The sequence below is a fragment of the Kitasatospora arboriphila genome, assembly GCF_039528095.1.
Taxonomy (GTDB): domain Bacteria; phylum Actinomycetota; class Actinomycetes; order Streptomycetales; family Streptomycetaceae; genus Kitasatospora; species Kitasatospora arboriphila.
In genome coordinates this window covers 51,194-76,416 of record NZ_BAAALD010000003.1, presented here as the reverse complement: position 1 = coordinate 76,416, position 25,223 = coordinate 51,194, and the positions used below count along the sequence as shown (strand labels likewise).

General features: G+C 74.7%; 26 protein-coding genes. 17 read left to right on the top strand and 9 right to left on the bottom strand.

Annotation, left to right across the window (positions count from 1 at the left end; all coding sequences use genetic code 11):
- Nucleotides 1-32: 32 nt before the first annotated feature.
- The 8 genes from ABD353_RS02635 to ABD353_RS02600 all read left to right on the top strand — a co-directional run bounded on the left by ABD353_RS02635 (nucleotide 33) and on the right by ABD353_RS02600 (nucleotide 8,670).
- Nucleotides 33-602, top strand: a complete 570-nt coding sequence (locus ABD353_RS02635) for a hypothetical protein (protein WP_344621784.1) — start codon at nucleotides 33-35, stop codon at nucleotides 600-602.
- 154 nt (nucleotides 603-756) lie between these two features.
- Entirely contained in the window at nucleotides 757-1,002 is a 246-nt protein-coding gene (locus tag ABD353_RS02630) for a hypothetical protein (RefSeq protein WP_344621783.1), read from the top strand.
- Between the two features lie 177 nt (nucleotides 1,003-1,179).
- Nucleotides 1,180-1,713, top strand: a complete 534-nt coding sequence (locus tag ABD353_RS02625; protein WP_344621782.1) for a COG4315 family predicted lipoprotein — start codon at nucleotides 1,180-1,182, stop codon at nucleotides 1,711-1,713.
- Nucleotides 1,714-2,085: 372 nt separating this feature from the next.
- Entirely contained in the window at nucleotides 2,086-3,738 is a 1,653-nt protein-coding gene (locus ABD353_RS02620) for an APC family permease (protein ID WP_344621781.1), read from the top strand.
- A gap of 360 nt (nucleotides 3,739-4,098) precedes the next feature.
- Nucleotides 4,099-5,127, top strand: coding sequence for a phosphotransferase family protein (locus ABD353_RS02615; RefSeq protein ID WP_344621780.1), 1,029 nt, complete (start codon nucleotides 4,099-4,101; stop codon nucleotides 5,125-5,127).
- A 3-nt stretch (nucleotides 5,128-5,130) separates the two neighbouring features.
- Complete coding sequence (locus ABD353_RS02610; protein ID WP_344621779.1) at nucleotides 5,131-6,354, top strand: acyl-CoA dehydrogenase family protein; 1,224 nt, start codon at nucleotides 5,131-5,133, stop codon at nucleotides 6,352-6,354.
- A 1-nt stretch (nucleotide 6,355) separates the two neighbouring features.
- On the top strand, nucleotides 6,356-7,540 hold the full coding sequence (locus tag ABD353_RS02605; protein ID WP_344621778.1) for an acyl-CoA dehydrogenase family protein: 1,185 nt from the start codon (nucleotides 6,356-6,358) through the stop codon (nucleotides 7,538-7,540).
- Complete coding sequence (locus tag ABD353_RS02600) at nucleotides 7,537-8,670, top strand: acyl-CoA dehydrogenase family protein (protein ID WP_344621777.1); 1,134 nt, start codon at nucleotides 7,537-7,539, stop codon at nucleotides 8,668-8,670. Before ABD353_RS02605 ends, ABD353_RS02600 begins: the two co-directional genes overlap by 4 nt.
- Nucleotides 8,671-8,790: 120 nt before the next feature.
- Here the strand turns inward: ABD353_RS02600 and def are convergent, their stop codons facing one another.
- Nucleotides 8,791-9,480: a peptide deformylase gene (def, locus tag ABD353_RS02595; RefSeq protein WP_344621776.1), complete on the bottom strand. Its 690-nt coding sequence runs from the start codon at nucleotides 9,478-9,480 to the stop codon at nucleotides 8,791-8,793.
- A 103-nt stretch (nucleotides 9,481-9,583) separates the two neighbouring features.
- On the opposite strand from def, the gene ABD353_RS02590 reads away from it, so the two are divergent.
- Nucleotides 9,584-10,132, top strand: a complete 549-nt coding sequence (locus ABD353_RS02590; RefSeq protein WP_344621775.1) for a helix-turn-helix domain-containing protein — start codon at nucleotides 9,584-9,586, stop codon at nucleotides 10,130-10,132.
- Between the two features lie 73 nt (nucleotides 10,133-10,205).
- Here ABD353_RS02590 and ABD353_RS02585 read toward each other — a convergent pair whose 3' ends face one another.
- The 3 genes from ABD353_RS02585 to ABD353_RS02575 are packed head-to-tail and all read right to left on the bottom strand — an operon-like array spanning nucleotide 10,206 to nucleotide 12,717.
- Nucleotides 10,206-11,171, bottom strand: coding sequence for an NADPH:quinone oxidoreductase family protein (locus ABD353_RS02585; RefSeq protein WP_344621877.1), 966 nt, complete (start codon nucleotides 11,169-11,171; stop codon nucleotides 10,206-10,208).
- A gap of 5 nt (nucleotides 11,172-11,176) precedes the next feature.
- Nucleotides 11,177-11,965, bottom strand: a complete 789-nt coding sequence (locus ABD353_RS02580) for an SDR family oxidoreductase (protein WP_344621774.1) — start codon at nucleotides 11,963-11,965, stop codon at nucleotides 11,177-11,179.
- Nucleotides 11,962-12,717 carry an SDR family oxidoreductase gene (locus ABD353_RS02575; RefSeq protein WP_344621773.1) on the bottom strand — a complete coding sequence of 252 codons (756 nt, stop codon included), beginning with the start codon at nucleotides 12,715-12,717 and terminating at the stop codon, nucleotides 11,962-11,964. Before ABD353_RS02575 ends, ABD353_RS02580 begins: the two co-directional genes overlap by 4 nt.
- A gap of 126 nt (nucleotides 12,718-12,843) precedes the next feature.
- Between ABD353_RS02575 and ABD353_RS02570 the strand changes: the two genes are divergently transcribed.
- Both ABD353_RS02570 and ABD353_RS02565 read left to right on the top strand, forming a co-directional pair.
- Entirely contained in the window at nucleotides 12,844-13,458 is a 615-nt protein-coding gene (locus tag ABD353_RS02570) for a TetR/AcrR family transcriptional regulator (RefSeq protein WP_344621772.1), read from the top strand.
- Nucleotides 13,459-13,567: 109 nt separating this feature from the next.
- Nucleotides 13,568-14,332, top strand: a complete 765-nt coding sequence (locus ABD353_RS02565) for a DUF2470 domain-containing protein (RefSeq protein WP_344621771.1) — start codon at nucleotides 13,568-13,570, stop codon at nucleotides 14,330-14,332.
- A 66-nt stretch (nucleotides 14,333-14,398) separates the two neighbouring features.
- Here the strand turns inward: ABD353_RS02565 and ABD353_RS02560 are convergent, their stop codons facing one another.
- Complete coding sequence (locus ABD353_RS02560; protein ID WP_344621770.1) at nucleotides 14,399-14,701, bottom strand: trypsin-like serine peptidase; 303 nt, start codon at nucleotides 14,699-14,701, stop codon at nucleotides 14,399-14,401.
- A 796-nt stretch (nucleotides 14,702-15,497) separates the two neighbouring features.
- Here ABD353_RS02560 and ABD353_RS02555 point away from each other — a divergent pair.
- Both ABD353_RS02555 and ABD353_RS02550 read left to right on the top strand, forming a co-directional pair.
- On the top strand, nucleotides 15,498-17,141 hold the full coding sequence (locus ABD353_RS02555; protein WP_344621769.1) for a M6 family metalloprotease domain-containing protein: 1,644 nt from the start codon (nucleotides 15,498-15,500) through the stop codon (nucleotides 17,139-17,141).
- A 9-nt stretch (nucleotides 17,142-17,150) separates the two neighbouring features.
- Nucleotides 17,151-17,459 (top strand): hypothetical protein, encoded by a 309-nt coding sequence (locus tag ABD353_RS02550; protein ID WP_344621768.1) that lies wholly within the window; start codon nucleotides 17,151-17,153, stop codon nucleotides 17,457-17,459.
- Between the two features lie 106 nt (nucleotides 17,460-17,565).
- Here the strand turns inward: ABD353_RS02550 and ABD353_RS02545 are convergent, their stop codons facing one another.
- Nucleotides 17,566-18,351, bottom strand: a complete 786-nt coding sequence (locus ABD353_RS02545; protein WP_344621767.1) for a VOC family protein — start codon at nucleotides 18,349-18,351, stop codon at nucleotides 17,566-17,568.
- 206 nt (nucleotides 18,352-18,557) lie between these two features.
- Here ABD353_RS02545 and ABD353_RS02540 point away from each other — a divergent pair, with 206 nt between their 5' ends.
- Together ABD353_RS02540 and ABD353_RS02535 are read left to right on the top strand one after the other, a co-directional pair.
- The gene (locus tag ABD353_RS02540; protein ID WP_344621766.1) at nucleotides 18,558-19,769 is read left to right on the top strand and encodes an NAD(P)/FAD-dependent oxidoreductase; all 1,212 of its coding nucleotides are present in this window, start codon (nucleotides 18,558-18,560) and stop codon (nucleotides 19,767-19,769) included.
- Between the two features lie 93 nt (nucleotides 19,770-19,862).
- Nucleotides 19,863-21,128 (top strand): MFS transporter, encoded by a 1,266-nt coding sequence (locus tag ABD353_RS02535; RefSeq protein ID WP_344621765.1) that lies wholly within the window; start codon nucleotides 19,863-19,865, stop codon nucleotides 21,126-21,128.
- Between the two features lie 17 nt (nucleotides 21,129-21,145).
- Here the strand turns inward: ABD353_RS02535 and ABD353_RS02530 are convergent, their stop codons facing one another.
- Complete coding sequence (locus ABD353_RS02530) at nucleotides 21,146-21,418, bottom strand: DUF1876 domain-containing protein (protein ID WP_344621764.1); 273 nt, start codon at nucleotides 21,416-21,418, stop codon at nucleotides 21,146-21,148.
- A gap of 171 nt (nucleotides 21,419-21,589) precedes the next feature.
- Here ABD353_RS02530 and ABD353_RS02525 point away from each other — a divergent pair, with 171 nt between their 5' ends.
- A complete protein-coding gene (locus tag ABD353_RS02525; RefSeq protein WP_344621763.1) occupies nucleotides 21,590-22,117 on the top strand; it encodes a DUF1990 domain-containing protein in 528 nt (175 codons plus the stop codon).
- Nucleotides 22,118-22,203: 86 nt separating this feature from the next.
- Nucleotides 22,204-23,835, top strand: a complete 1,632-nt coding sequence (locus tag ABD353_RS02520) for an FAD-dependent monooxygenase (protein WP_344621762.1) — start codon at nucleotides 22,204-22,206, stop codon at nucleotides 23,833-23,835.
- An 82-nt stretch (nucleotides 23,836-23,917) separates the two neighbouring features.
- Here ABD353_RS02520 and ABD353_RS02515 read toward each other — a convergent pair whose 3' ends face one another.
- Together ABD353_RS02515 and ABD353_RS02510 are read right to left on the bottom strand one after the other, a co-directional pair.
- Entirely contained in the window at nucleotides 23,918-24,592 is a 675-nt protein-coding gene (locus ABD353_RS02515; protein WP_344621761.1) for an anti-sigma factor family protein, read from the bottom strand.
- Complete coding sequence (locus ABD353_RS02510; RefSeq protein WP_425555060.1) at nucleotides 24,589-25,182, bottom strand: sigma-70 family RNA polymerase sigma factor; 594 nt, start codon at nucleotides 25,180-25,182, stop codon at nucleotides 24,589-24,591. The genes ABD353_RS02515 and ABD353_RS02510 overlap by 4 nt, the downstream gene beginning before the upstream one ends.
- Between the last annotated feature and the right edge of the window lie 41 nt (nucleotides 25,183-25,223).

Sequence of the window (25,223 nt, the reverse complement as noted above, 5' to 3'; positions counted from 1 at the left end):
CGGGAGGGGGCCGCCCGGCCAGGGAGTACGCCATGGCGCAGCACCACGAGAGCTGCCCGCACTGCGGGCACCCCACCGACTGGCGGGCCGGGCTCACCGAGGAGGAGCTGCGGGGCATCGACCGGCGCCGGCGCCGGGGCCTTGGCGTGCTGGTGGTGTGCTGTGCGGCGCTGCTGCCGTGGATCGGCTTCCTGGCGGCGACGCTGCCGGTGCACTTCGAGGCCCGGCAGTGGCGGCTGGCCTGGGTCGGCTTCGACCTCGGGCTGCTGGTGGCGCTGGCGGCGACCGCCTGGTTCGGCTGGCGGCGGCGCCGGCTGCTGGTGCCGTGGGCGCTGGCGGCGGCCGTTCTGCTGATCTGCGACGCCTGGTTCGACGTGATGCTCTCCTGGGGGACGGACGACGTCTGGGCGAGCGTCGGCGCGGCCCTGCTGGTGGAGCTGCCGCTGGCGGCGCTGCTGCTGCTACGGGTGCGAAGGATCCTGCAGGTCATGCTGCGGCACTACTGGTACCTCGCCGACCTGCCCGGTGAGCCGCCGCCGCTGTACCGGGCGCCGCTGCTCAGCGAGGGCACACCGGAGCGACCGCGGCAGCGGCCGGCCTGACGACACCGTTGCGGCAGCGGCCGGCCCGAGGAACGTCGTCCGGGCGGGGACCGGGCCGGTCGACGGGCCGCGCTGTGGGCCGGTCGGAGCAACCGGGGGTCCGGCCCGGGGCGCGACCGGGCCGCTCGGGTGCGCGGCGGGTGACACTGGGGGTATGGCAGCGTCACCGGAGCAGAGCGGCGGGGACATCTTCACCCCGCCCGTCGTGGTGCGCCCGCCCACCCGGGGCGTCCGCCCGTACCGCCGGGTCGAGATCTACGGCCGGCTGGTGGGCCGGGCGTACGGCGAGGAGGACGTGGCGGAGTTCATCCGCCACGCGGGGGTGTCCGAGCCGGACCTGGACGACCCGGACCTGGTGGGCTGGCGCGGCGGCGACCGCACCGTCTGGACGGCGGACTGACGCGGGCCGCGCGCGGCGGGCAGCCCGCCCGCGGGCGGGTGTCCACCCGGGCGGAGGCGGCCATCCAGGGCAATCGGGCCACTCCATCCGCCGAGGGGCGGGCCGCTGGAGTGGCCGGGCGGGCGGCGCGGGGCGGTAGTGGTAGCTGACCGCTCACGTCGGGTGAAGGAGTCCGCGATGCCCAAGGTCCGTCCGGCTGCCGTTCTCGTTGCCGCCCTGCTGGCCGCCGTCTGCCTCGGCTGCGCCCCGGGCGACCCGAACCCGGCGCCGCTGCCGGGCCGGCCGGCGCAGCAGGAGCCGTCGACGGAGTCCCCCGCCCCGAGCGCCGAGCCCGAGCCGTCCGCGACCCCGGCCCCGGGCACCCAGGTGTCGCTGGCCGACGGTGCGGGGTTCGGGCCGATCCTGGTGGACGCCCATGGCCGCACCCTCTACCTGTTCGCGGGCGACACCTCCACGCAGTCGACCTGCTACGGCGAGTGCGCGAGGCAGTGGCCGCCGCTGACCACCACCGGCTTCCCGGTCGCGGGCACCGGCGTGGACGACGGGCTGCTGGGGGTCGGGAAGCGGACCGACGGGGTCGGCCAGGTCCTCTACAAGGGGCACCCGCTGTACTACTTCGCGGAGGACGCGGCGCCCGGCGACGCGGGCGGCCAGCAGCTGGACCAGTGGTACGTGGTGGACGCGCTCGGCGACAGGGTGACGGCCGGCTGAACCCTGCGCGGGGCCCGGATCGGCAGCGCCCGAACGGCACTGAATGGTGGTCTGCACCATTTTCGAGGCCTGCATAGTCTTGCACAACGGACCCCAGGAATCTCCACCGGTCCGCCTCATCATTATGCACTGCGGCGGGTGGCGATACCCCGCCGGGCAATTCCTCAAGAGAAGCTCAAATTTACAAACCTTTGCCCTACCTGCACATACGCCAACTCCCGGGAGCTCCAAGGGTTTTGACGAATACTCATGATCATTCTCGTTCGAGCCAGATAACTATTCGGAATCATGGGGTTCTGTTCGACAAATCACTCCGCCTAGCCTTGGGCAACTCTCAACCCCTGCCATTTCATGGAGAGGTCAATCCCACCCATGGCTTCTGTCGACCAGCTCGCCCCGTCCTCCGCCCCGCCGACCGGCTCAGGCAGCCGATCACTGCGGCGCGAGGTCGGGCTGATCGGCCTCCTCTGGGCCTCCGTCGGCTCGATCATCGGCTCCGGCTGGCTGTACGGCGCCAAGAACGCCGTCATGGTCGCCGGCCCGGCGGCCCTCGTCTCCTGGGGCATCGGCGCGGTCGCGATCGTCCTGCTCGCGTTCGTCCACGCCGAGCTCGGCGGCCTCTTCCCGGTCGCCGGCGGCACCGCCCGCTACCCGCACTACGCCTTCGGCGGACTCGCCGGCATGTCGTTCGGCTGGTTCTCCTGGCTGCAGGCGGCGACGGTCGCCCCCATCGAGGTCGAAGCCATGATCGGCTACGCCGGTCACTGGGAGTTCGCCAAGGGCTTCCTGAACGACAACGGCACCCTGACCCCGAGCGGCTTCGTCGTCGCCGTCCTGCTCATGGGCGTCTTCGTCGCGGTCAACTTCCTCGGCGTCCGCGTGCTGGCGCACACCAACTCGGTGGCGACCTGGCTGAAGATCGCCGTCCCGCTGGCCACCATCCTCGTGCTCGCGGTGACCAACTTCCACGGCGGCAACTTCACCTCGCACGGCTTCGCGCCGTTCGGCATCAAGGGCGTGCTCGCCGCGATCAGCACCAGCGGCATCATCTTCGCGCTGCTCGGCTTCGAGCAGGCCATCCAGTTGGCCGGCGAGAGCAAGAACCCCAAGCGCGACATCCCGCGCGCGGTGCTCGGCTCGGTCGCCATCGGCACCCTGATCTACGTCCTGCTGCAGGTCGTCTTCATCGCCGCGCTGCCCGGCACCGCCTTCGCCAAGGGCTGGGAGAACCTGGACTTCCCCGGCATCTCCGGCCCGTTCGCCGGCCTCGCCACGCTGGTCGGCCTCGGCTGGCTGGCCTGGGTGCTGTACTTCGACGCCATCGTCTCCCCCGGCGGCACCGGCCTGATCTACACCACCTCCACCTCGCGCATCTCCTACGGCCTCAGCAAGAACGGCTACGCCCCGCAGCTGTTCGAGCGGGTCGACAAGCGCGGCGTGCCGTGGTTCGGCCTGATCATCTCCTTCGTCACCGGTGTCATCTGCTTCCTGCCCTTCCCGAGCTGGCAGGAGCTGGTCGGCTTCATCACCTCCGCCTCGGTGCTGATGTACGCCGGCGCCCCGCTCGCCTTCGGCGCCCTGCGCCGCCGCCTGCCGGACCGCGAGCGCTCCTACCGCCTGCCGTTCGGCGAGGTCATCGCCCCGCTGTCCTTCATCGTGGCGAGCCTGATCATCTACTGGACCGGCTGGCACACCCTGGCCCGCCTCGGCATCGCCATCGTCATCGGCTACGTGCTGCTCGGCAGCTACGCCGCGTACGCCGTCCGCAAGGGCCTGCCGAACGCGCCGCGCCTCGACTGGCGTCCGGCGCAGTGGCTGCCGGCGTACCTGCTCGGCCTCGGCCTGATCTCCTGGCTGGGCGGCTTCGGCGACGGCACCGGCACCATCCCGATGTGGTGGGACATGCTGCTCGTCGCGGCGTTCTCGCTCGGCATCTACCACTGGGCGATCCGCGTGGCGCTGCCCGCCGACGCGATCGACCAGAACATCGAGGACGTCGAGGTCGTCGACGAGGGCGGCCACTGATCCAACCCTCCGGGCAGCACCGGTCGGGTCACCGAACGGACCTGCTGCCCGCACCACCCGAGGAGCCCGGCCGCCCCACAGCGGCCGGGCTCCGCCGGTCTCCGGGCCGCCCGTCCGCCCTGCGAGGCCCCGCCCTCCCCACGAGCCGTCCCGGCAGCGCTGCCGCGGACGGCTCGCGGCGTTCCCGGGGCGCAGCCGGAACGCGGTCGCGGCACGCCCGCGGGGCCGCGCGGGCCGTTGACAAGGGGAGGGCGTCGCGGCGAAGCTAAGCAAGCGCTTAGTCAGCACTCTCCGACAGTGCTTCCCGTCAGTGCTTCCGTCAGTGTTTGATCCGATCAGTCCTTCCCGAGGCGAGGGCCCATGACCGACACCCCCGAGACCCCACCCGGTCTCGACCTGGACCGGCTGCGCGAGCGGCTCGACGCAGAGCTGCCGGGCACCGTCACCGGCCCGCTGCGGGCGAAGCTGTTCGAGGGCGGCAAGTCCAACCTGACCTACCTGCTGGAGGACGGCACCGGGCGGTGGGTGCTGCGCCGGCCGCCGCTCGGCCACGTCCTCGCCACCGCGCACGACATGACCCGCGAGCACACCGTGCTGGCCGCGCTGCACCCCACCCGCGTCCCGGTGCCGCGCCCGCTGCTGCTGGTCGAGGACACCGAGGTGATCGGCGCGCCCTTCTACCTCATGGAGTACGTCGAGGGCACCCCGCACCGGGACGCCGGGGCGCTCGGCGCGCTCGGCCCGGAGCGGGTGCACGCGCTCGGCCTGCACCTGGTCGACACCCTGGTCGACCTGCACGCCGTCGAGCCCGCGGCGGTCGGCCTCGACGCCTTCGGCCGGCCCGAGGGCTTCCTGGAGCGCCAGCTGCGCCGCTGGGGCAAGCAGCTGGACGCCTCCCGCAGCCGCGAGGTGGCCGGCATCGACGAGCTGCACGAGCAGCTCGCCCGTACCCTGCCGGCCTCCCCCGCGCCCGCGCTGGTGCACGGCGACTACCGGCTGGACAACGTCCTGGTCGGCCCGGACGACCGGATCCGTGCCGTCCTCGACTGGGAGATGTCCACCCTCGGCGACCCGCTCACCGACCTCGGCCTGCTGGTGATGTACACCGAGCTGGCCCGCCGCTTCAACGGCGTGCTGCCCGGCGCCGCCCTCGCCGAGGGCTTCCCGCAGACCGCCGAACTGGTCGCCCGGTACGCCGACGGCTCCGGCCGGGACGTCTCGGCGCTCGGCTGGTACACCGGCTTCGCCTCGTTCAAGCTCGCGGTCGTGCTGGAGGGCATCCACTACCGCTTCACCCAGGGCGGAACGGTCGGCGCCGGCTTCGACCGGGTCGGCGAACTCGTCCCGCTGTTCGTGCAGTTCGGCCTCACCGCACTCAAGGAGCGCTGACCCGTGGACTTCTCCTTCGACGCCCGCACCGAGGAGCTACGTTCCCGGCTGCTCGACTTCATGGACGAGCACGTGTACCCGGCCGAGCCGGTGCTCGCCGCACAGCTCGCCGACCCGGCCCGCGAGCCGTGGACGATCCCGCCCGTCGTCGCCGAACTCCAGGCCGGCGCACGGGAACGCGGCCTGTGGAACCTCTTCCTCCCCGGGGAGGCCGGCGCCGGCCTCACCAACCTCCAGTACGCGCCGCTCGCCGAGATCACCGGCCGCTCGGTGCTGCTGGCGCCCGCCGCGCTCAACTGCGCCGCCCCGGACACCGGCAACATGGAGGTGCTCGACCAGTTCGGCAGCGAGGAGCAGCGCAAGCAGTGGCTGGAGCCGCTGCTCGCCGGCGAGATCCGCTCCGCCTTCGCGATGACCGAGCCGGACGTCGCGTCCTCGGACGCCTCCAACATCACCACCCGGATCGAGCGGGACGGCGACGAGTACGTCGTCAACGGCCGCAAGTGGTACATCACCGGCGCGATGAACCCCAACTGCCGGATCTTCATCGTCATGGGCAAGACCGACCCCACCGCCGCCAAGCACCGGCAGCAGTCGATGATCCTGGTGCCCCGCGACACCCCGGGCGTCACGGTGAAGCGCGGCATGACCGTCTTCGGCTACGAGGACCAGGACCACGGCGGGCACGCCGAGGTGCTCTTCGAGGACGTCCGGGTGCCGGCCGCCAACCTCATCGGCGAGGAGGGCTCCGGCTTCGCCGTCGCCCAGGCCCGGCTGGGACCGGGCCGGATCCACCACTGCATGCGGGCCCTGGGCATCGCCGAGCGGGCGCTGGAGCTGATGTGCCGCCGGGCCGTCGACCGGGTCGCCTTCGGCCGGCCGCTGGCCGACCAGGGCGTGGTGCAGGACTGGATCGCCGAGTCCCGGGTGCGGATCGAACAGGCCCGGCTGCTGGTGCTGAAGACCGCCTGGCTGATGGACACCGTCGGCAACCGCGGCGCCCACACCGAGATCCAGGCCATCAAGATCATCGTCCCGCAGACCGTCGAGTGGATCCTCGACAAGGCCGTGCAGACCCACGGCGCCGCCGGCGTCAGCCAGGACACCCCGCTCGCCCAGCTCTGGGCCGGCAACCGCACCCTGCGGCTCGCCGACGGCCCCGACGAGGTGCACCGCCGCTCGCTCGCCCGCCGCGAACTCGGCCGCTACCAGAAGAAGGAGGGCTGACATGGCCGTCCGTGAAGAGGACCTCCGGCAGCGGGTGGCGGACCTGCTCGCCGCACACGACCCGGCGACCACCGACCGGCTCGACTTCCTGCGGGCCCGGTTCGACGCCGGACTCGCCTGGGTGCACTTCCCCGAGGGGCTCGGCGGCCTCGGCGCACCGCGACCCCTGCAGGCCGTCGTGGACGCCGAGTTGGCCGCCGCCGGAGCACCCGGCAACGACCCGCGGAAGATCGGCATCGGCCTCGGCATGGCCGCCCCCACCATCCTCGCGTACGGCACCGAGGAGCAGAAGCGGCGCTTCCTGCGGCCGCTGTGGACGGGCGAGGAGGTCTGGTGCCAGCTCTTCTCCGAGCCCGGCGCGGGCTCCGACCTCGCCGCGCTCGGCACCCGGGCCGTCCTCGACGGCGGCACCTGGACGGTCGACGGCCAGAAGGTCTGGACGTCCAGCGCGCACACCGCCCGCTGGGCCATCCTGATCGCCCGCACCGACCCGGACGTGCCCAAGCACCGGGGCATCACCTACTTCGTCTGCGACATGACCGACCCCGGTGTCGAGGTCCGCCCGCTGCGGCAGATCACCGGCGAGGCCGAGTTCAACGAGGTCTTCCTCACCGGTGTCCGCATCCCCGACGCGCACCGGCTCGGCGCCGTCGGCGAGGGCTGGCAGGTCGCCCAGACCACCCTCAACAACGAGCGGGTCGCCATCGGCGGGCAGGCCGCCCCGCGCGAGGCCGGCATGGTCGGCGTCGTCGCCGAGACCTGGCGCGCCCGGCCCGAACTGCGCACCCACGACCTCCACCAGCGGCTCCTCAAGGGCTGGGTGGACGCCGAGGTCGCCCGGCTCACCGGCGAACGGCTGCGCCAGCAGCTCGCGCTGGGCCAGCCCGGCCCCGAGGGCGCCGCCATGAAGCTCGCCTTCGCCCGGCTCGCCCAGGAGTTGAGCGGGCTGGAGGTCGAACTCCTCGCCGAGGACGGCCTCGCCTACGACGACTGGACGATGGTCCGGCCCGACCACGTCGACTTCACCGGCCGCGAGGCCGGCTACCGCTACCTCCGCGCCAAGGGCAACTCCATCGAGGGCGGCACCTCGGAGATCCTGCGCAACATCGTCGCCGAGCGCGTCCTCGGCCTGCCCGGCGAGCCGCGCGCCGACAAGAACGTGCCCTGGAAGGAGCTGCCGCGATGACCGACGCCACCGGCCCGGCCGACCTGCTGTACTCCGAGGTCGAGGAGGAACTGCGCAGCAGCGTACGGGCGTTGCTCGCCGACCACTGCCCGCCCGAGGCGATCCTCGCGCGCTGCGAGGGCCCCGCGCCGTACGACCCCGCGCTCTGGCGCAAGCTCGCCGCCGACCTCGGCGCGGCCGGCCTCCAGGTGCCGGAGGCGCTCGGCGGGGCCGGTGCCTCGCTGCGCGAGACCGCCGTCGTCCTGGAGGAGTTGGGGCGCAGCGCGGCACCCGTGCCGTTCCTCGGCAGTGCGGTGCTGGCGACGACCGCGCTGCTCGCCTGCGGCGCCGAGGAGCTGCTCTCCGCGCTGGCCGGCGGGGAGCGGACGGCGGCGCTCGCCGTACCGCTGTCCACCGCGCCCGGCACCGGGTTCCCGGCGACCGTCCGGGTCGACGGGGCCGGCACGCTGAACGGGCGGATCACCTCGGTCGCGGACGCGCTGGTGGCGGATGTGCTGCTGGTGCCCGCGGCCGGGCCGGACGGCGCCGCGCTCTACGCGGTCGAGGCCGCCGCGGCCGGACTGGCCGTGGCACGGCGCACCTCGCTCGACCTCACCCGCCCGCTGGCCGACCTGGCACTGACCGGCGTGCCGGCACGGGCCGTCGCGGTCGGCGCGGACGCGGAGGAGGCGGTGCGGCAGGCGCTGCTCACCGGCGCCGGACTGCTCGCCTCCGAGCAACTGGGCATCGCCGAGTGGTGCCTGTCGACGACCGTGGCGTACCTGAAGGACCGCACCCAGTTCGCCCGGCCGGTCGGCTCGTTCCAGGCGCTCAAGCACCGGCTGGCCGACCTGTGGCTGGAGATCGTCGGGGCGCGGGCCGCTGCCCGGTACGCGGCGGACGTGCTGGCGCGGGGCGACGCCGACGCGGAGGTCGCGGTGGCGGTGGCGCAGGCGCACTGCGGGGCGGTGGCCGTGCGGGCGGCAGAGGAGTGCGTGCAGCTGCACGGCGGCATCGGGATGACCTGGGAACACCCGGCGCACCTCTACCTCAAGCGCGCCAAGGCCGACCAGATCGCCCTCGGCACCCCCGGCACCCACCGGGCCGCGCTGGCCCGCCTGGTCGACCTGCCGGCGCCGGTCGCCGGCTGAGACGGACGGGCGGGGGCGGGGGGGGGGCGGGGGGGGGGGGGGGGGGGGGCGCCCCCCCCCCCCCGCCCCCCGCGCCGCGGAGGGAGACGACGGCGGTCTCCCCCGCGGCGCCCGGCCCGTTCACGGCACGACGGGGTGCTCGGCGCGCAGCCGCTCCGCCCTCGCCGCGCGCTGCGCGAGGACGCGCTCACGCCGCTCCGCCGTCTGCCGCAGGGCCTCGCGGCGGTCCCGCCCGGAGAGGCGGTCGAGGTAGAGGCGGCCGTGCAGGTGGTCCGTCTCGTGCTGCAGGCAGCGGGCGAAGTAGCCGGTGCCCTCGACCGTGATCGGACGGCCGTCGCGGTCCTGTCCGCGGACGACGGTGCGGGCGGAGCGCGGCACCTCCATGGCCGCGCCGGGGACGGAGAGGCAGCCCTCGTCGTCGTCGAGGAGGCGGCGCCCGCGCACGTCCTCCGGGTCGAGCACGGGGTTGAGGACGTGGCCGACGTGGCGGACGCCGGCGTCGTCGAGGCAGTCGTAGACGAAGAGTTGCAGGTCGACACCGACCTGATTGGCCGCCAGGCCGGCGCCTTCGGCGGTGTACATGGTGGCGAACATGTCGTCGATCAGCCGGGCGAGCTCCGGGCTGCCGAACTCCGCGCCGGCCGGGCGGCAGGGCCGGTGCAGGACCTCCTCACCCGCCTCCGTGATCCGCAGCACCGAGCCGCGGGTCGCCTCCGGCGGTGGCACCGGGCAGTGGTCGACCGGTTCGCCCTGGACCAGGACCCGCGGCCCGTCGGCCGCCCGGGCCCGATGGTGGCGCTGCTCCGGCATCGGTGTTCCCCCTCGCATGTCGGGCACGGGCCCTCGGCTGCACGGGCCCTCGGCTGCCTGCCGGCGCTTGCCGGGCGCTTTGCAAAGTAGCAGACTTTGCAAAGTGACTGAGGAAGCGTCAATTCGGCGAGCGGCACGGCCCGGCGGAGAACTGTCCGACCACGAGGTGCGGACGGCGCTGCTGCGCCTGCTGGCGGAGGAGGGCACGGTCACGGCCACCAGTGCGGCGGGTCGCCTCGGGTACAGCTCGGGGTTGTGCTCGTTCCACCTCAGGCAGCTGGCCCGGCACGGCCGGATCGAGGAGGTGCCGCAGACCGGCGGACGCGCCAGGCCCTGGCGCCTGCGGCAGGCGGGCGGCACGGCGGAAGAGCCGGGCGGGAGCCAGGAGTTCGGCGAGCTGGCGCGGGGCCTGGAGGACGAGAGCTACCGGCAGTGGCTGGCCCATCGCGGGCGGGCGCCCCAGGAGTGGCGGCACGACGAGGCGTTCAGCGCCGTCGTCCACCTGACGCCGGAGGAGATGTCACAGGTCGCCGAAGAGGTGCGGCAGTTGCTCGCCCGGTACGGCGACCGTGAGGACCTGCCGGCCCGGCGGCCGGCGGCGGCGCGGCCGGTCGCGGTGGTCGCCCGGCTGTTCCCGCTGCTCGACGGCTGAACTGCACGGGCAGGACGGAACAGGGGCGCACGGGGTTTCTCCCCACGCGCCCCTGTGGTGGCTGCCCGATGCTTTACGGATGCACCGTGAGGCGGCCGATGGAGGTGCCGTCGGCGACGCGTTGGACGGCTTCGGCGGCGCGGTCGAAGGAGAAGCGTTCGCCGATCAGGGGCTTGACGACGCCCTTGGCGGCGAGGTCGGTGAGTTCGGTGTGGCAGTCGCGGACGGCCTGCGGGTCGTGGGCGTTGTAGAGCCCCCAGTGCAGGCCGAGGATCGCGTAGTTCTTGACCAGGGCGTGGTTGAGTCCGGGGGCCGGGATGGTGCCGCCGGCGAAGCCGACGACGAGGATCCGGCCCTCGAAGGCGATGCACTTGGTGGAGCCGGTGTAGGCCTCGCCGCCGACCGGGTCGAAGACGACGTCGGCGCCGCGGCCGCCGGTGGCCTCCTTGACGGCGGCGATGAAGTCCTCGTGGTGGCGGTCGATCACCAGGTCGGCGCCGAGCGCCTCGGCGGCGGCGGCCTTCTCCGGCCCGCCGACCACGCCGATGACCCGGGCGCCGGCGGCCTTGCCGAGCTGGACGGCGGCGCTGCCGACACCGCCCGCTGCGGCGTGCACGAGGAGGGTCTCGCCGGCCTGGATCCGGGCCCGGCGGTGCAGGCCGAACCAGGCGGTCTGGTAGCCGATGTGGAGGGCGGCGGCCTCGGCGTCGTCGAGGGCGGCCGGGGCGGGGAAGGCGGTGGCCGGGTCCATCAGGGCGTACTCGGCGAATGCGCCGGCGGGCAGCAGCGGGGTGCCGACGACGCGTTCGCCCGCGCGGTCGCCGGAGGCGATCTCGCCGCAGAGTTCGACGCCGGGAGTGAAGGGCAGCGGCGGGCGGACCTGGTAGTGGCCGCGGCACATCAGGGCGTCGGGGAAGTTGACGGCGGCGGCGCGGACCTTGACCAGCAGCTTGCCCTCGCCGGCTCCGGGGCGTTCGGTCTCGGTCTGCCGCATCACTGCGGCGGGTTCGCCGAGTTCGGTGACCTGCCAGGCCTTCATGCCGGTCATGCGGGGCTGCCCTCCTTGGTCTCGATGGCCTGCTGGAGGTGGTTCATGCCACCGATCCAGCGGTCGGGGGTGGTGGCGCGGGCGGCGTAGTAGTCGGCGACCTCGGGGTGCGGCAGGATCAGGAACCGCTCCTCGGTGATCGCGGCGAGGGTGGCGGCGGCGACCTCGTCGGGCTCGATGGCGTTCGGGGTGAGCAGGACCTGGCCGGCGGCGCCGGTGCCCTCCAGCATCGCGGTGCGGACGCCCTGCGGGCAGAGCGCGTGGACCTTGAGGCCGCGGTGCCGGTAGGTGGCGGCGAGCCATTCGGCGAAGGCGAGGGCGCCGTGCTTGGAGACGGCGTACGGGGCGGAGCCGAGCATGGTGAGCAGACCGGCCGCGGAGACGGTGGCGAGGAAGCGGCCCTCGCCGCGCTCCAGCCAGTCGGGGAGGAGTTGTTCGGCGGCGCGGACGTGGGACATGACGTTGACGTCCCAGGCGCGGGCCCAGACCTCCGGTCCGGCGTCGGCGCCGCCGACGGGGGCGATGCCGGCGTTGGCGCAGTAGACGTCGATCCGGCCGAGGGCGTCGCGGGCGGCGGAGATCAGGGCGGCGACGCCTTCGGGCGAGGCGGCGTCGCCGGGGGCGGGGATGCCGCCGATCCGGGCGGCGACGGCCTCGGCGGCCTCGGTGTCGAGGTCGTTGACGACGACGCGGGCGCCGGCGGCGGCGAAGGCGGCCGCGAGTGCCTCGCCGATGCCGCGGCCGGCGCCGGTGACGACGACGCCCTGCCCGGCGAGGCCGGTCACAGCCCGCCGCCCAGGGTGACGCCGCCGTCGACGACGAGGGTCTGGCCGGTGATCCAGGCGGCGTCCTGGGAGAGCAGGAAGGCGACGGCGCCGGCGATGTCCTCGGGCAGGCCGAGGCGGCCGAGCGGGTAGGCGCGGATCACCTTCTCCTCGCGGCCCTCGAACAGCGCCTCGGCGAACTTGGTCTTCACCACGGCGGGTGCGACCGCGTTGACCCGGATGTCGGGGCCGAGGTCGGCGGCGAGTTCCATGGTGAGGCGGATCAGGGCGGCCTTGCTGACGCCGTACATGCCGATGTTGGCGGAGGCGCGGATGCCGGCGATGGAGGCCACGTTGACGACCGCGCCGCCGTGCTCGCCCATCCAGGCGGCGTGGGCGCGGCGGGTCCAGGCCAGCGGGGCGAGGACGTTGACGGCGAGGATCTTGGCGGCGACCGCGGGGTCGGTGTCGAGCACCGGGCCGTAGGAGGGGTTGATGCCGGTGTTGTTGACCAGCATGTCGAGCCGGCCGAAGGTCTCCAGGGTGCGGGCGACGGCCTCCTCCTGGTGGGCCGCGTCGTCCGACTTGCCGGCCACGGCGAGGGCGTGGTCGGGGCCGCCGAGGTCGCGGACGGCCTCGGCGAGCGGCTCGGGGTTGCGGGCGGTGATGCAGACCTTGGCCCCGCGCTGGACCAGTTCGCGGGCGATGCCGAGGCCGATGCCCCGGCTGGCGCCGGTGACCAGGGCCACCTGGCCCTTGAAGGAGGGTGTCATCGCCGAACCTTTCGCCGTACGTCTCGACAGGGTGCTGACTAAGCGCTTGCTTAGCATGTTGGCGACGGGCCACACTGTCAACAGCCGGGCGCCTCCGGCCTTGATCCGTCTGCGAGGATTGACGCCATGACCGACCAAGCGACCGCCGACCTGTGGCCCGGGGAGCGCACCGAGGCCGCCCGGCGCCTGCTGCTCGCGGCCGTCGAGTCCTTCGCCCGCCGCGGCTACCACGCCACGACGACCCGGGACATCGCCACCGGCGCCGGGATGAGCCCCGCTGCGCTCTACATCCACTATCCGTCCAAGGCGGCGCTGCTCTCCGAGATCAGCCGTACCGGCCACCGGGCCACCCTCGACCTGGTGGAGGGGGCCGAGGCGGCGAGCGGCGAGCCGGTGGAGCAGATGCGGCGGCTCGTGGAGGAGTTCACCGCCTGGCACGCCCGCGGCCACACGGTGGGCCGGATCGTCAACAACGAGCTGCACGCGCTGCCCGAGGACGCCTTCGCCGAGGTCGCCGAGCTGCGGATCCGGATCGAGGACACCGTCCGCCGGATCATCGAGAAGGGCGTCGCCCGGGGCGAGTTCGAGGTGCCGGACTCCCGGACGGCGGCCCGGGCCGTGACCTCGCTCGGCATCGACGTCGCCCGCTGGTACACCGACCGCTCCACCGAGAGCCCCGAGGAGCTCGGCCGCCGCTACGGCGTCCTGGTGCTGCGGATGCTCGGATCGGCGGCCGCCTGACCGCGGCGACGGACCGCCGGCCGGCCCCGACCCGCGGGACACGTGCGCACATGCCACTGGCGCCCATCGGAAATTAGGCTAGGCTTACCTAATCTGACGAGGAGGGGCGATGTCCGACGCCGCGCCGAGTGCCGCCGAACGAATCCGTACGCTGCTGGAGTTCGCCTCCTCGGTGGTGCTGGACGTACCCGGGATCGACCTGGTCGAACGGCCCGGGCCGCCGCCGCTGGTGGACTGCGCCGTCCTGCCGGACGGCGCGGTGGCGGTGCTGGTCGAGGACGGCTCGCCGGTGCACCGGATCGCGGTGCTGGCCCGCCGCGACGGCCCGGTCACCGCGGAGCTCGACGCCGTCGACGTGGCCCCCGTCGCGCTGCCGCACCGCATCCGCGGCCGGGCCGCGGTGCAGGGCCGGCTGACCGTGATGTCCCGGGCCACCCCCGCCCGGGTCGCCGCGCTCTTCCCGCGCCGCCGCGCGACCGGCCACGTGCTGCTCTGCCTGGAGCCGGAGCACCTCGCGGTGGAGGACCTGTGGGGCTCGGTCTGCTGCGTCGAGCCGGCCGCGTTCGCCGCCGCCTCCGCCGACCCGCTCGCCGCCGAGGAGGCCCAGCTGCTGCAGCACCTCGACTCCTCGCACGCCGACCAGGTGCGGGCCCTCGGACTGCGGGCCGCCGGCCAGCGCTCCGCGCCGAGCGCCGACGGCGTCCGCGCCGTCCGGCCGGTCGCCCTCGACCGCTTCGGCCTGCGGCTGCGGCTGGTCGGCGAGGACGGCCGGGTGCTGGACGCCCGCTTCGAGTTCGGCCGCCCCGTCCGCTCCGCCGAGGACCTCCCGGAGGCGATGCGCCGGCTGTTCGCCCACGCCACCGCGGACCGCTGACCACCGGCAGGTGGTCAGCGGCCGGCCGCGCCCGGGGGAGGTCCCTCACACGGGACGCCCGGACGGTCAGGGCCAGTTGTTGCGCGCCCAGTGCAGCAGGTTCGTCAGGGCGTTGCCGCCCGCGGCGACGTTCTGCCGCGGTTCACCGAAGTTGTCCTCGCCTCCGGAGTGGGTGCCGACCACGTACGGCGCCCCGTCGAACCACGCGAAGACCGGAGCACCGCTCTGGCCGCCCTCGGTGTCGGCCTGGTACTCCAGCTCCACGCCGGCACCGTCGTTGTCGTCGTCGGTGATCGGGTAGTTCAGGTGCAGCCAGGGCCGGTTGGGCCGTGACGCCGCGAACGTCCTCGACGTCGCATGAAGCGTCAACAACCCTGTGGCGGACAACTCTTGTGCCACCCCCGAGAGTGCCGCCGAGGCCCGCACCCCGCATGTCGTCGCCACCGGTGGAGTGAGTCGGGCGGCCTGGGCCGGAGCCCCGGCGCCGACGCCACCGGCGAAGCGGCGGTCGGGAGTTCGCGACCGGGGTCCGCCCGCGCCGGCGGGCACGGAGCTCCGGGGCGGCGCCCTCGGCCCGCGCCCCGCTGCGGGCGGTCCACACCGGAGCCCGGCGGACACCGCCGCCCTTCCGAACATCCGCTGGATCCTCCCTCATGGACGTGTCGATGGCCTGTTCGATGCCGTTGCAGCCGGATTCCCGGTCCCGTGCACGGCAGTTCCGCCCGGCTCCGCGTTCCGGGGCCCGGCCGTTGACCCGGACGAGTCGGACCGGCCGGGCGACACGGAGGCGCCGGGCTCCCCCGCGCACGGACCCGGCGGGCGACGGGGATACCGCTCTCCGCCGTCGACGCGGTTCCCCGCGACGGGCAACCGGCACGGGTGGTCGTGTTGCAGGCGTCCTGCACGCGTGGATCACTTGCGTCGTGGCCCTGGTCACGAGCCGGCCGGTCCTGTCCGCGGCTTCGGCGGCGACCCTGCGCCCGTGGCCGGCGCCCCTTCCCCGAGTTCGGCGCACACGGTGGACGGCCCTCCGTCGACCGCCGCGCACCCGGCCCGGCGAGCGTCCGGGCCCGGTCCCCGAACCACCGTCGGCACGCCGCGCCGCGGCGTGAACGGCGCCACGCCCGAAGAACGATCCAGAACATCCCCGTGTGGAGGATTCCTCATGACTGACCCAGCCACGGTTCGAGACTCCGCGGTCGCCGTCTGGTCCGATTTCTGTGCCATCGCCCCCAGCCCGGAGCTGCGCGGCAGGATGCTGCAGGAACTGGACCGGGTGCGGGCCGCATCGGACCTGACCCGGGCGTTCCGGCCCGGCGGCGCGCCCCGCATGCCCGGCTTCGACGACGGCACCATCATCCCGGCCGGCGAGTTCCCGCCGGGCACTCCGCACGAGGCCATCCGCACCGCGGCCGCCACCCGCCCCCCGCTGACCGGCACGGTCCGGGTCGCCGTCATCCTGGCGGACTTCCCGGACAAGCCGATGACGGCCGACAACGAGCACTTCGAGAAGCTGTTCTTCTCCCTCGGCGAGCTCCCGCACGGAAGCGTGCGCGACTACTACCGCGAAGTGACGCACGGTCTGGTGGACATCGTCGGCGAGGTCATCGGCCCGGTCCGGCTGCCGCAGGAGCTCTCCTGGTACGCCAACGACAACTTCGGCATCGGTCGTCCGACGGGCGAGCCGCGCGCGCAGCTCATGGCCCGGGACGCCGCCGTCAGCGCCGATCCGCTCATCAACTACGCGCCGTACGACAACGACGGCAACGGCTTCGTCGACGCGTTCATCGTCCTGCACGCCGGCCCGGGAGGCGAGGTCACCGGCAACCCGGGAGACATCTGGTCGCACAAGTGGGTCCTGCCGAACGCGTACAACGCCGACGGCGCCCGGATCTACGGCTACCTCACGATCCCCGAGGACGCCAGGATCGGTGTCTGCGCCCACGAGTTGGGGCACCTGCTGTTCGGCTTCCCCGACCTGTACGACGTCGACGGATCGTCGGAGGGCGTCGGCAACTGGTGCCTGATGGGCGCCGGTTCATGGGGTGGCGACGGTGACGTCCCGACGCATCCCTCGGCGTGGTGCAAGATCCAGCAGGGCTGGGCCAAGGCCGTCAACGTCACGGGCGACGGGACGCTGTCCATCCCCGACGTCAAGAACAGCTTCGAGGTGCACCGGCTGTGGACGGACGGCCGGCCCGGGAAGGAGTACTTCCTGGTGGAGAACCGCCAGCGGACCGGGTACGACGTCTCCCTGCCCGCCCCCGGCCTGCAGATCTGGCACGTCGACGAGGGCCAGCCCGACAACACGAACGAGAACCACTACATGGTGGGCCTGGTCCAGGCGGACAACCGGCGCGACCTCGAATGGGCGACGAACCGCGGCGACGAGGGCGACGTCTACCCCGGGAGCACCGGCAACAGCACCTTCGGCCCGTCCAGCAGGCCCGGTTCCCAGTCGTACGCCGGGGCCCCGACCGGTGTCTCCATCACCGACATCTCGGCGCCCGACGCCACGATGACCGCCACGGTGTCGGTCTCGGCGGCGGGCTCCGTGCGCAGGCCCGTCGCCGGCGTGGCCGGGCCCGAGATGGAGGACACGCCCGGGCTGGTCAGGACGATCCACGACCTCCAGGACCGGCTCGCCACCCTGGAGCAGGCCGTGGCACCCTGGGCCGGCGCCGAGGCGGCCCTCGCGCGGAGCATGCGGCCCGAGTTCAAGGGTGCCGCGGCCGCGCCGCAGCCGCCGCTGGCCGAGGCGGGCAACGGACACGGCACACCCCGGTCCGGGGGCCCGTCCCGCCGGTAGCCTCCGCCCATGGTGCAGACAGCCGACAACCGCACGGACCTGACCGCACGGCTGGTCCGGGCGGCACCCCACCCCCGGCTCGCGGGCTGGGACCGGGCCGAGGTCGATGTCATCGGCGCCGAGCCGGTGGCCGGCTACGCCGACCTGCTGTCGAGGAACGTCGGGCAGCGCCTGCTGCTCGCCGTGCCCGGCGGGCTCCTGGCGGACGCGGTGCCCGGGTCCACCGTCCGGGCGAGGGCCAGGCTGGCCGCCTCGGGAGAGGCGATGGCCGAGAAGCGGCCCGATCCGGGCACCTTCGCCGTCGAGCCGCCGAGGTGAGCCCGACATGCGGACGAGGGGGCCGGCCCCGGCCGGCCCCTCGAAAGGGCTCGAATGCCCTCCCAGGGGGCGCGTGAGGCATCCCGTGCGCCTTTGGAGGCCGTCCCTAACCGTCGCCGAGGGTGTGGCCCGGGCCGATGACCGAGAAGATGCCGCCCTCGGTGTCCTGGAGGCGCGCCGTCCGGCCGTACGGGGTGTCCACCGTGGGCTCGGCGACGCTGCCGCCCAGCTCGACCGCGCGCAGGACGGCCGCGTCGGTGTCCGCCACCGAGAAGAACACCTCCCAGTGCGGCGCCTGGCCGCGGGCCGCCCGCAGCGCGGCCACGTTGCGGCCCTCCGAGCGGAGCACCACCCGCTCGTGCTCGTAGCGGACCTCGAAGTGCTCCCTGTCCCGGGAGTCCCAGCGGAACACCTCGCCGTAGAAGAGCGCCGCGGCGAACGGGTCCGGGGAGCGCAGTTCGATCCAGACCGGGGCGCCCGGCTCCTTCATCCAGGTCTCGACGCCGGGCTCGCCCTCCCAGATGCCGAAGACGGCGCCCAGGGGGTCGGCGGCCAGCGCCACCCGGCCGGCGTCGAAGGCGAGCGGCCCGACCGCGAGGGTGCCGCCGCGCTCGCGGACGCCCTCGGCCGCGCGGTCCGCGCTCTCGATGCCGAAGTACGTCGTCCAGGCCACCGGGGGCTGCCAGTCGCCGGCCATCACGCCGAGCCCGGCCACCTCGACCCCGTCGACGACGGCCCACAGGTACTCGCCCCAGCGGTCCGGTCCGGGTTCGAAGGTCCACCCGAGCAGCGGGCCGTAGAAGGCCTTGGCGACGCCGAGGTCCCGGGCCATCAGGCTGACCCAGCACGGCACCGCCGGTACGCACCGCACCCTGGCCCTCTGCTCACCCATGCGGGCTCTCCTTCCGGTTCGTGGCCCTGCTCAGCCTAGGGGCTGACCGGTCGCTCGCGTCGGATCAGCGCGCGGCGGCCCGCAGGTGCCCGTCGTCCGGTCCGGTCCCGCCCGGGGTGTCGCCGGTACCGCGGCGGCCGCGGCCGGGCATGCTCCCTGGTGGCGGGCCCGGACGGCGGGCGGAGCAGTCGAACGAGGGAGCGATCATGGAGCAGCCGTACGTCGTCGTCGGGGCGAGCCTCGCCGGGGCGAAGGCCGTCGAGGCCCTGCGCGCCGAGGGGTACCGGGGACCGGTCGAGCTGATCGGCGAGGAGCCCGACCTGCCGTACGAGCGGCCGCCGCTCTCCAAGGGCTACCTCCAGGGGAAGACGCCGCGGGCCGAGTTCGAGGTGCACTCCGCCGACTGGTACCGCGGGAACGACGTCGCGCTGCGGCTGGGCACCGCGGTCACCGCGATCGACCCGGACGGGCACACGGTGACCCTGGCGGACGGCGAACGGCTGGGCTTCGCCAAGCTGCTGCTGACCACCGGCGCCTCGCCGCGCCGGCTGCCGGTGCCCGGCGGCGACCGTCCCGACGTGCTGACGCTGCGCCGGGTCGGGGACAGCGAGCGGATCCGGGCCCGGCTGGCGCCGGGGGCGCGGATCGTCGTGGTCGGCGCGGGCTGGATCGGCCTGGAGACCGCGGCGGCGGCCCGGCTGGCGGGCGCCGAGGTGACGGTGCTGGAGGTCGCCGAGCTGCCGCTGCTGCGGGTCCTCGGCCGCGAGGTCGCGCAGGTCTTCGCGGACCTGCACCGGGCGAAGGGCGTCGACCTGCGGTTCGGCGTGCAGGTCGCCGCGGTCGAGGACGGCGGGGTGCGGCTGGGCGACGGCTCGCTGGTGCCCGCCGACACGGTGGTCGTCGGCGTCGGCATCAAGCCCAACGCGCAGCTGGCCGCGGCCGCCGGGCTGGAGGTGGACAACGGGGTCCGCACCGACGAGCACCTGCGCACCTCGCACCCGGACGTCTTCGCGGCCGGCGACGTGGCCAACGCCTTCCACCCGCTGTTCGACCGGCCGATCCGGGTCGAGCACTGGGCGAACGCGCTCAACCAGCCCGCCACCGCGGCGAAGTCGATGCTCGGCCTGGACGCGGTGTACGACCGGGTGCCGTACTTCTTCACCGACCAGTACGACCTGGGCATGGAGTACACCGGCTACGTGGAGCCCGGCGGCTACGACCGGGTGGTGTTCCGCGGGGACGTGCCGGGGCGGGAGTTCATCGCCTTCTGGACGTCCGGCGGCCGGGTGCTCGCCGGCATGAACGTCAACGTCTGGGACGGGACCGACCCGATCCGCGAACTGGTGCGCTCGGGGCGGACGGTGGACGAGGAGCGGCTCGCCGACCCGGCCGTGCCGCTGGCCGACCTCGCCGGCTGACCGGCGGCCCCGGCCCGGTGGGCCGCGACCGGCCCCGATTGTCGGTGGCATGACCTAGGGTCGGCTCGGACACCGTCGCCGGGAGGGACCGCCATGCCGCACCGAGGACTGCTGCCGCCCCCGGGCCCGGCCCGCGGGCTGGCCGGCGCCCAGCTGACCAACGCGCTCGGCGACGGCGCCTTCCTGGTCACCTCGGCGCTGTACTTCACCCGGGTGGTCGGGCTGTCCGCCGGGCAGATCGGCCTCGGCCTCACCCTGGGCTGGGCGGCCGGCGCCCTGGCCGGCGTGCCGCTCGGCCACCTCGCGGACCGGCGCGGCCCGCGCGGGGTGGCCGCGCTGCTGGCGGTGGCCACCTCGGCCGCGGTGGGCGTGTTCCTGCTGGCCAGCTCCTTCCCGGTGTTCCTGGCGGCCGCCGTGCTGTACGGCTGTGCGCAGAGCGGCCTGGGGGCGGCCCGGCAGGCGCTGCTCGCCGGCCTGGTGGAGCCGGCCCGGCGCACCGAGGTCCGGGCCCACCTGCAGTCCACCGTCAACGCGGGCCTGGCAGTCGGGGCGGCGATGGGCGGCGCCGCGCTGCACCTGGACACCCCGCTCGCGTACCGGGCGGTGCTGGGGGTGGACGCGCTGAGCTTCCTCGCCGCGGCGGTGCTGCTCTCCCGACTGCCCGGGGTCGCGCCGTCGCCGGCGGTGGCGGGCGAGCCGCGGCTGGCGGTGCTGCGGGACCGGCCGTACGCGCTGCTGGCGCTGCTGAACACGGTGATGCTGCTCTACATGCCGCTGCTGTCGCTGATCGTGCCGCTGTGGATCGTCGGGCGGACGGCCGCGCCGGACTGGCTGACCGCGGCGCTGCTGGTGCTGAACACGCTGACGGTGGTGCTCTGCCAGGTGCGGGTGGCCCGCGGGGTGGACTCGCTCGCGGCGGCGGCCCGCTACGTCCGGTGGGCCGGGGTGCTGCTGCTGGCCTGCTGCGCGGCCTTCGCGGTCTCGTCCTCGGCCGGACCGGCGTGGGCGGCCGCGGCGGTGCTGCTGGTCGCGGCGGCGCTGCAGGTGGCCGGCGAGATGATGCTCGCGGCCGGCTCGTGGGAGATCGGCTTCGGCCTGGCGCCGGCCGACCGCCAGGGCCAGTACCAGGGCTTCTTCGGCACGGGCGTGGCGGTGGCCCGCATGGTCGGCCCGGTGCTGCTCACCTCGCTGGTGCTGGGCGGCGGGGCCCGGGGCTGGCTGGTGCTGGGCGGGATGTTCGCGCTGGCCGGTGCGGCCGTCGGGCCGGCGGTGCGGCTCGCCGAACGCTCCCGGGCGGCGGTGGCGCCGGCTGCGGGCACGCCGCTGCCCGCGGAGCCGGTGGCCGGCTCCGCGGGGTAGCGCCCTTCGCGGACGGGCTACATCAGCGGGTAGTCGGGGGCCTTGGCGCTCTCCTTGAGTTCGCCGTGCGCCTTGGTCAGCAGTTGCATGGCGAGGTCGTTGAGGGCGCGCGCCCCGGCGACCTCCTCGCCCACCCTGGGCTGCGGGCTGTCGGCGTGGTGGCGGGTGCTGAAGCCGTGCGAGCGGACCTCGGTGCCGTCCGACAGACGGACCATCGCGACGGCCTTCGTCCGGTCGCCCTCCTCCTGGAACTCCAACTCGATGTGCCATCCGACGAGTGTGTGCATCATGGCGGCCACCTCCGGGGTTTCCCCTCCAGCGTGCGCCGCGCCCCGGAGCCCCGCCAACTCGGGCCGGGCGGCACCGTCCGGACCTGCGGCACCCCGGATTCGAACGCGTTCACTTCCACCCGTAGGGTCGGCGGTGACGCACCCGGACCGCTCCCCTCCCACGGAGGCCCGATGACCCTCAGCTACCCGGAGGTCGGCGCCACCGCCGGCCCGGGACCGCTGCCGGCCGGCTACCACCACCTGCGCCACCGCACGGCGGTCGGCCGCGGACCCGCGGACTTCACCGCCGCCGGCCTGGCCGTCACCACCTGGCGGATGCACCGCACGGCCGGCGTCCTGGTCTCCGCGGACGGGCCGCGGGCCGTCCCCGGCACCCGGGTCACCTGCGGGGTCGGCCTGGGCCGGGCCCGGATCACCGGCCGCTGCGAGGTCGTCCTGGCCGTCGACGAACCCCGCCGCACCGGCTTCGCCTACGGCACCCTGGCCGGCCACCCGGAGTGCGGCGAGGAGTCCTTCGTCGTCGAACTCGCCCCCGACGGCACCGTCTGGTTCACCGTCACCGCCTTCAGCCGCCCCGCCACCCGCCTCACCCGCCTCGCCGGCCCCCTCGTCCCGGTCTTCCAGCGGCTCTACGCCCGCCACTGCGCCCGCACCCTGCGCCGCCTCACCGCCCGCGGGACCCCGACCGCCACCGCCTGAGGCGCCGCCCCGCGCGAGTGGCAGGGGTCCGTCCGGGTGCGCACGCTGGTGGTCGAGGAGACGCCCGCGGCGGATGGGAGCCGGTCATGGTGGACACGGACGTGCTGGTGGTCGGGGCCGGGCCGGTCGGGCTCACCGCCGCGGCGGAGCTGCGGCGGCACGGTGCCGAGTGCCGGATCGTCGACCGGCTGGCCTCGCCGCAGCGCTACGCGAAGGCCGTCGGCGTGCAGCCCCGCACCATGGAGGTCTGGGACACCATGGGCCTGGCCCGGCAGGTGCTCGCCGCGGCCGTCCCGATGCACGGCCAGCTGAGCTGGGTCGACGGCGAGGAGAAGCCGCGGATCGAACTGGCCCTGCCGGCCGACGTGCCGTACGCCTTCGCGGCGCTGCCGCAGTACGCCACCGAGGAACTGCTCACCGGCCACCTGGAGACGTTCGGCACCCGGGTGGAGCGCGGCCGCGAACTGCTCTCCTTCGAGCAGGACCCGGACGGCGTGGAGGCCGTGCTGCGGACGCCGGGCGGCGGCGCCGAGCGCGTCCGCTGCCGGTACCTGGTCGGCTGCGACGGCGCGCACAGCGCGGTGCGCAAGGGCCTCGGCCTGGACTTCGGCGGCGGCGCCTTCACCGAGTCGTACATGCTCGGCGACGTCGAGATCGACTGGGACATGCCCGCCGGGTACGGGGTGCGGGTGGTGCGCCACCGGCCGGACGGCGCCCCCGACGACGTGCTGGTGGCGATCCCGCTGCCGGGACGCAACCGCTACCGGATGTCCACGGTCGCCGCACCGGAGCTCGTCGGCGACGCCGCCGGCCGGGACGGGATCGCGCACGGCCTGGACGCCGGCGGCCTGCCCGGCGTCGAGCACCTGCAGGCCGTCGTCGACCGGCTCTCGCCGCAGCCGGCGACCGTCTCCGCCCTGCGCTGGTCCTCCGTCTTCCGGATCAGCCACCGGCTGGCCGACCGCTACCGGCAGGGCCGGGTCTTCATCGCCGGGGACGCCGCCCACATCCACCCGCCGACCGGCGCCCAGGGCATGAACACCGGCATCCAGGACGCCTACAACCTCGCCTGGAAGCTCGCCCTGGTGCTGCGCGGCGCCGCCGGGGACGCCCTGCTCGACAGCTACGGCGCCGAACGCCGCCCGGTCGGCGAGGAGGTCGTGGGGCGCACCGTCCGGCACGCCCGCGCGGGCATCGGCCCAGGCGGCGACGGCATGGCGACGCTGCTGCGCCGCGAGGCCCAGTTGCTGGTGGGCTACCCGGACAGCCCGCTGATCGACCCGGCCGCCCCGGCCGACGGCGCCGCGGTGCTCCCCGTCCGGCCGGGCGAGCGGGCGCCGGACTGCCGCGGTCTCGTCCAGCCCCTCGCGACCTTCCCGCAGCGGCTGTTCGACCTGCTGCGCGGCCCGCACCACACCCTGTTGCTCTACCTCGGCCCGGACGCGCCGGCCGACCTGCCGGGCGCCTGCGCGGAGGCGGGCCGCGAGGCGGCCCGCGGCGAGCTGGACGTCTACGCCGTGCTCGCGCCCGGCTCCACGGCGGACACGCCCGGGGTCCCGGCCGTCCGCGACGGGCTGGACGAGTTCCGCGCCGCGTACGGGGCCCGCAGCCCGGAGGCCGTGCTGGTCCGTCCCGACGGCTACCTCGCCGGGCGCGTCCACCCGGCCGACCCGGCGGGGATCGCCGCCCTGCTGCGCCGCACCTTCAGCAGCGGCTGAGCACGACCGGCGGGCTCCGAACACGCAGGGACCCGCCTCGGCCGGGTGGGCGCGGTGCCGGCCGGGGCGGGGGACGGGTGGTTCAGGCGGTCTTCGCCGGGACGGAGACCAGCAGGTGGTTGCCGTCGAGGGTGCGGACCTCGAAGTGGTCGATGTCGCCGGGGGCGAGTGCGGCGCCGCCGGTGGTCTGCAGCGCGTCGGTGCCGTAGCCGGTCGGGGGCACCGACCAGGTGGTGACGGTCTGGCGCTCGCCGGTGCGGGAGACCGCGACCAGGTCGCAGACCTGCGGCCCGCTGACGTGCGAGAGCGACAGGCTGATGCTGCTGCCCCACTTCTTCGGCTCGACGCCGACCTGGGCGGAGACGCCCGTGCCCGGGTCGGTGGCGGCGAACTGCGCGGTCGCGGCAGGCGGCGTGTGGGTCTCACCGCTGGTCGCGGCCAGGGTGGCCAGCGGGCCGCCGACCACCAGCACCGCCGCGGCGGCGACCAGCGCCAGTCGGCGCACGCGGTTGCGCCTCCGGGTCGCGGAGACCTCGCCGACCAGCCGGTCGAGCAGTTGCGGCGAGGGCGGCGCGGCGACCGGACCGGCCTCCGCGAGTTCGGCGAGCAGCGGTGCCACCCCGGAGAGTTCGTCGATCTCGGCGGCGCAGACCGCGCAGCCGGCCAGGTGCTGCTCGAAGGCTTCGAGGTCCTCCGGGTCCAGGACGCCGAGGATGTACGCGCCGACGTCGACGTGCTGCCCGTGGTGCGACGTCACGATGTCACTCCTCGCTCCTCCAGCGCGATCTTCAGGGCACGCAGCCCGTAGAAGATGCGCGACCTGACCGTACCCGCGGGGATGCCGAGCTCCGCGGCGGCCTCGTTGACGGTACGCCCCTTGAGGTACGTCTCGACGATGACCTCGCGGTGCGCTTCGGTCAGGTCGTCGAGCGCATCGGAGATGGTCATCAGCCGCAGTGCCTTCTCGAGTTCGTCCTCGGCGGGCAGCAGCTCCAGCGGCGCGGGGTCGACCTCGCGCGGCCGGGCCATGCTGCTGCGGTGGCCGTCGATCACGATCCGCCGCGCGACGGTGACCAGCCAGGGGCGCAGCGACCCGGTGGCGGTCTCGTCGAGGCGGTGGATGTTGCGCCAGGCGCGGACCAGCGTCTCCTGCACCACGTCCTCGGCGCGCTGCCGGTCGCCGCCGACCAGGCGCAGCACGAAGCCGAACAGCGGGCCGGCGTGGTCCCGGTAGAGGGCACGCATCAGCTCTTCGTCGGGCGCCGGGGCCGGGCCGCCGGTGGGCGGACCTCCCGCGTCCGCCCTCCGTCGGTACGGATGCTCGGTCACGGCGCCATCCTTGCGCACGTGCACCTCCAGGTCGAGACGTTGCCGGGGTCGGACGGGTG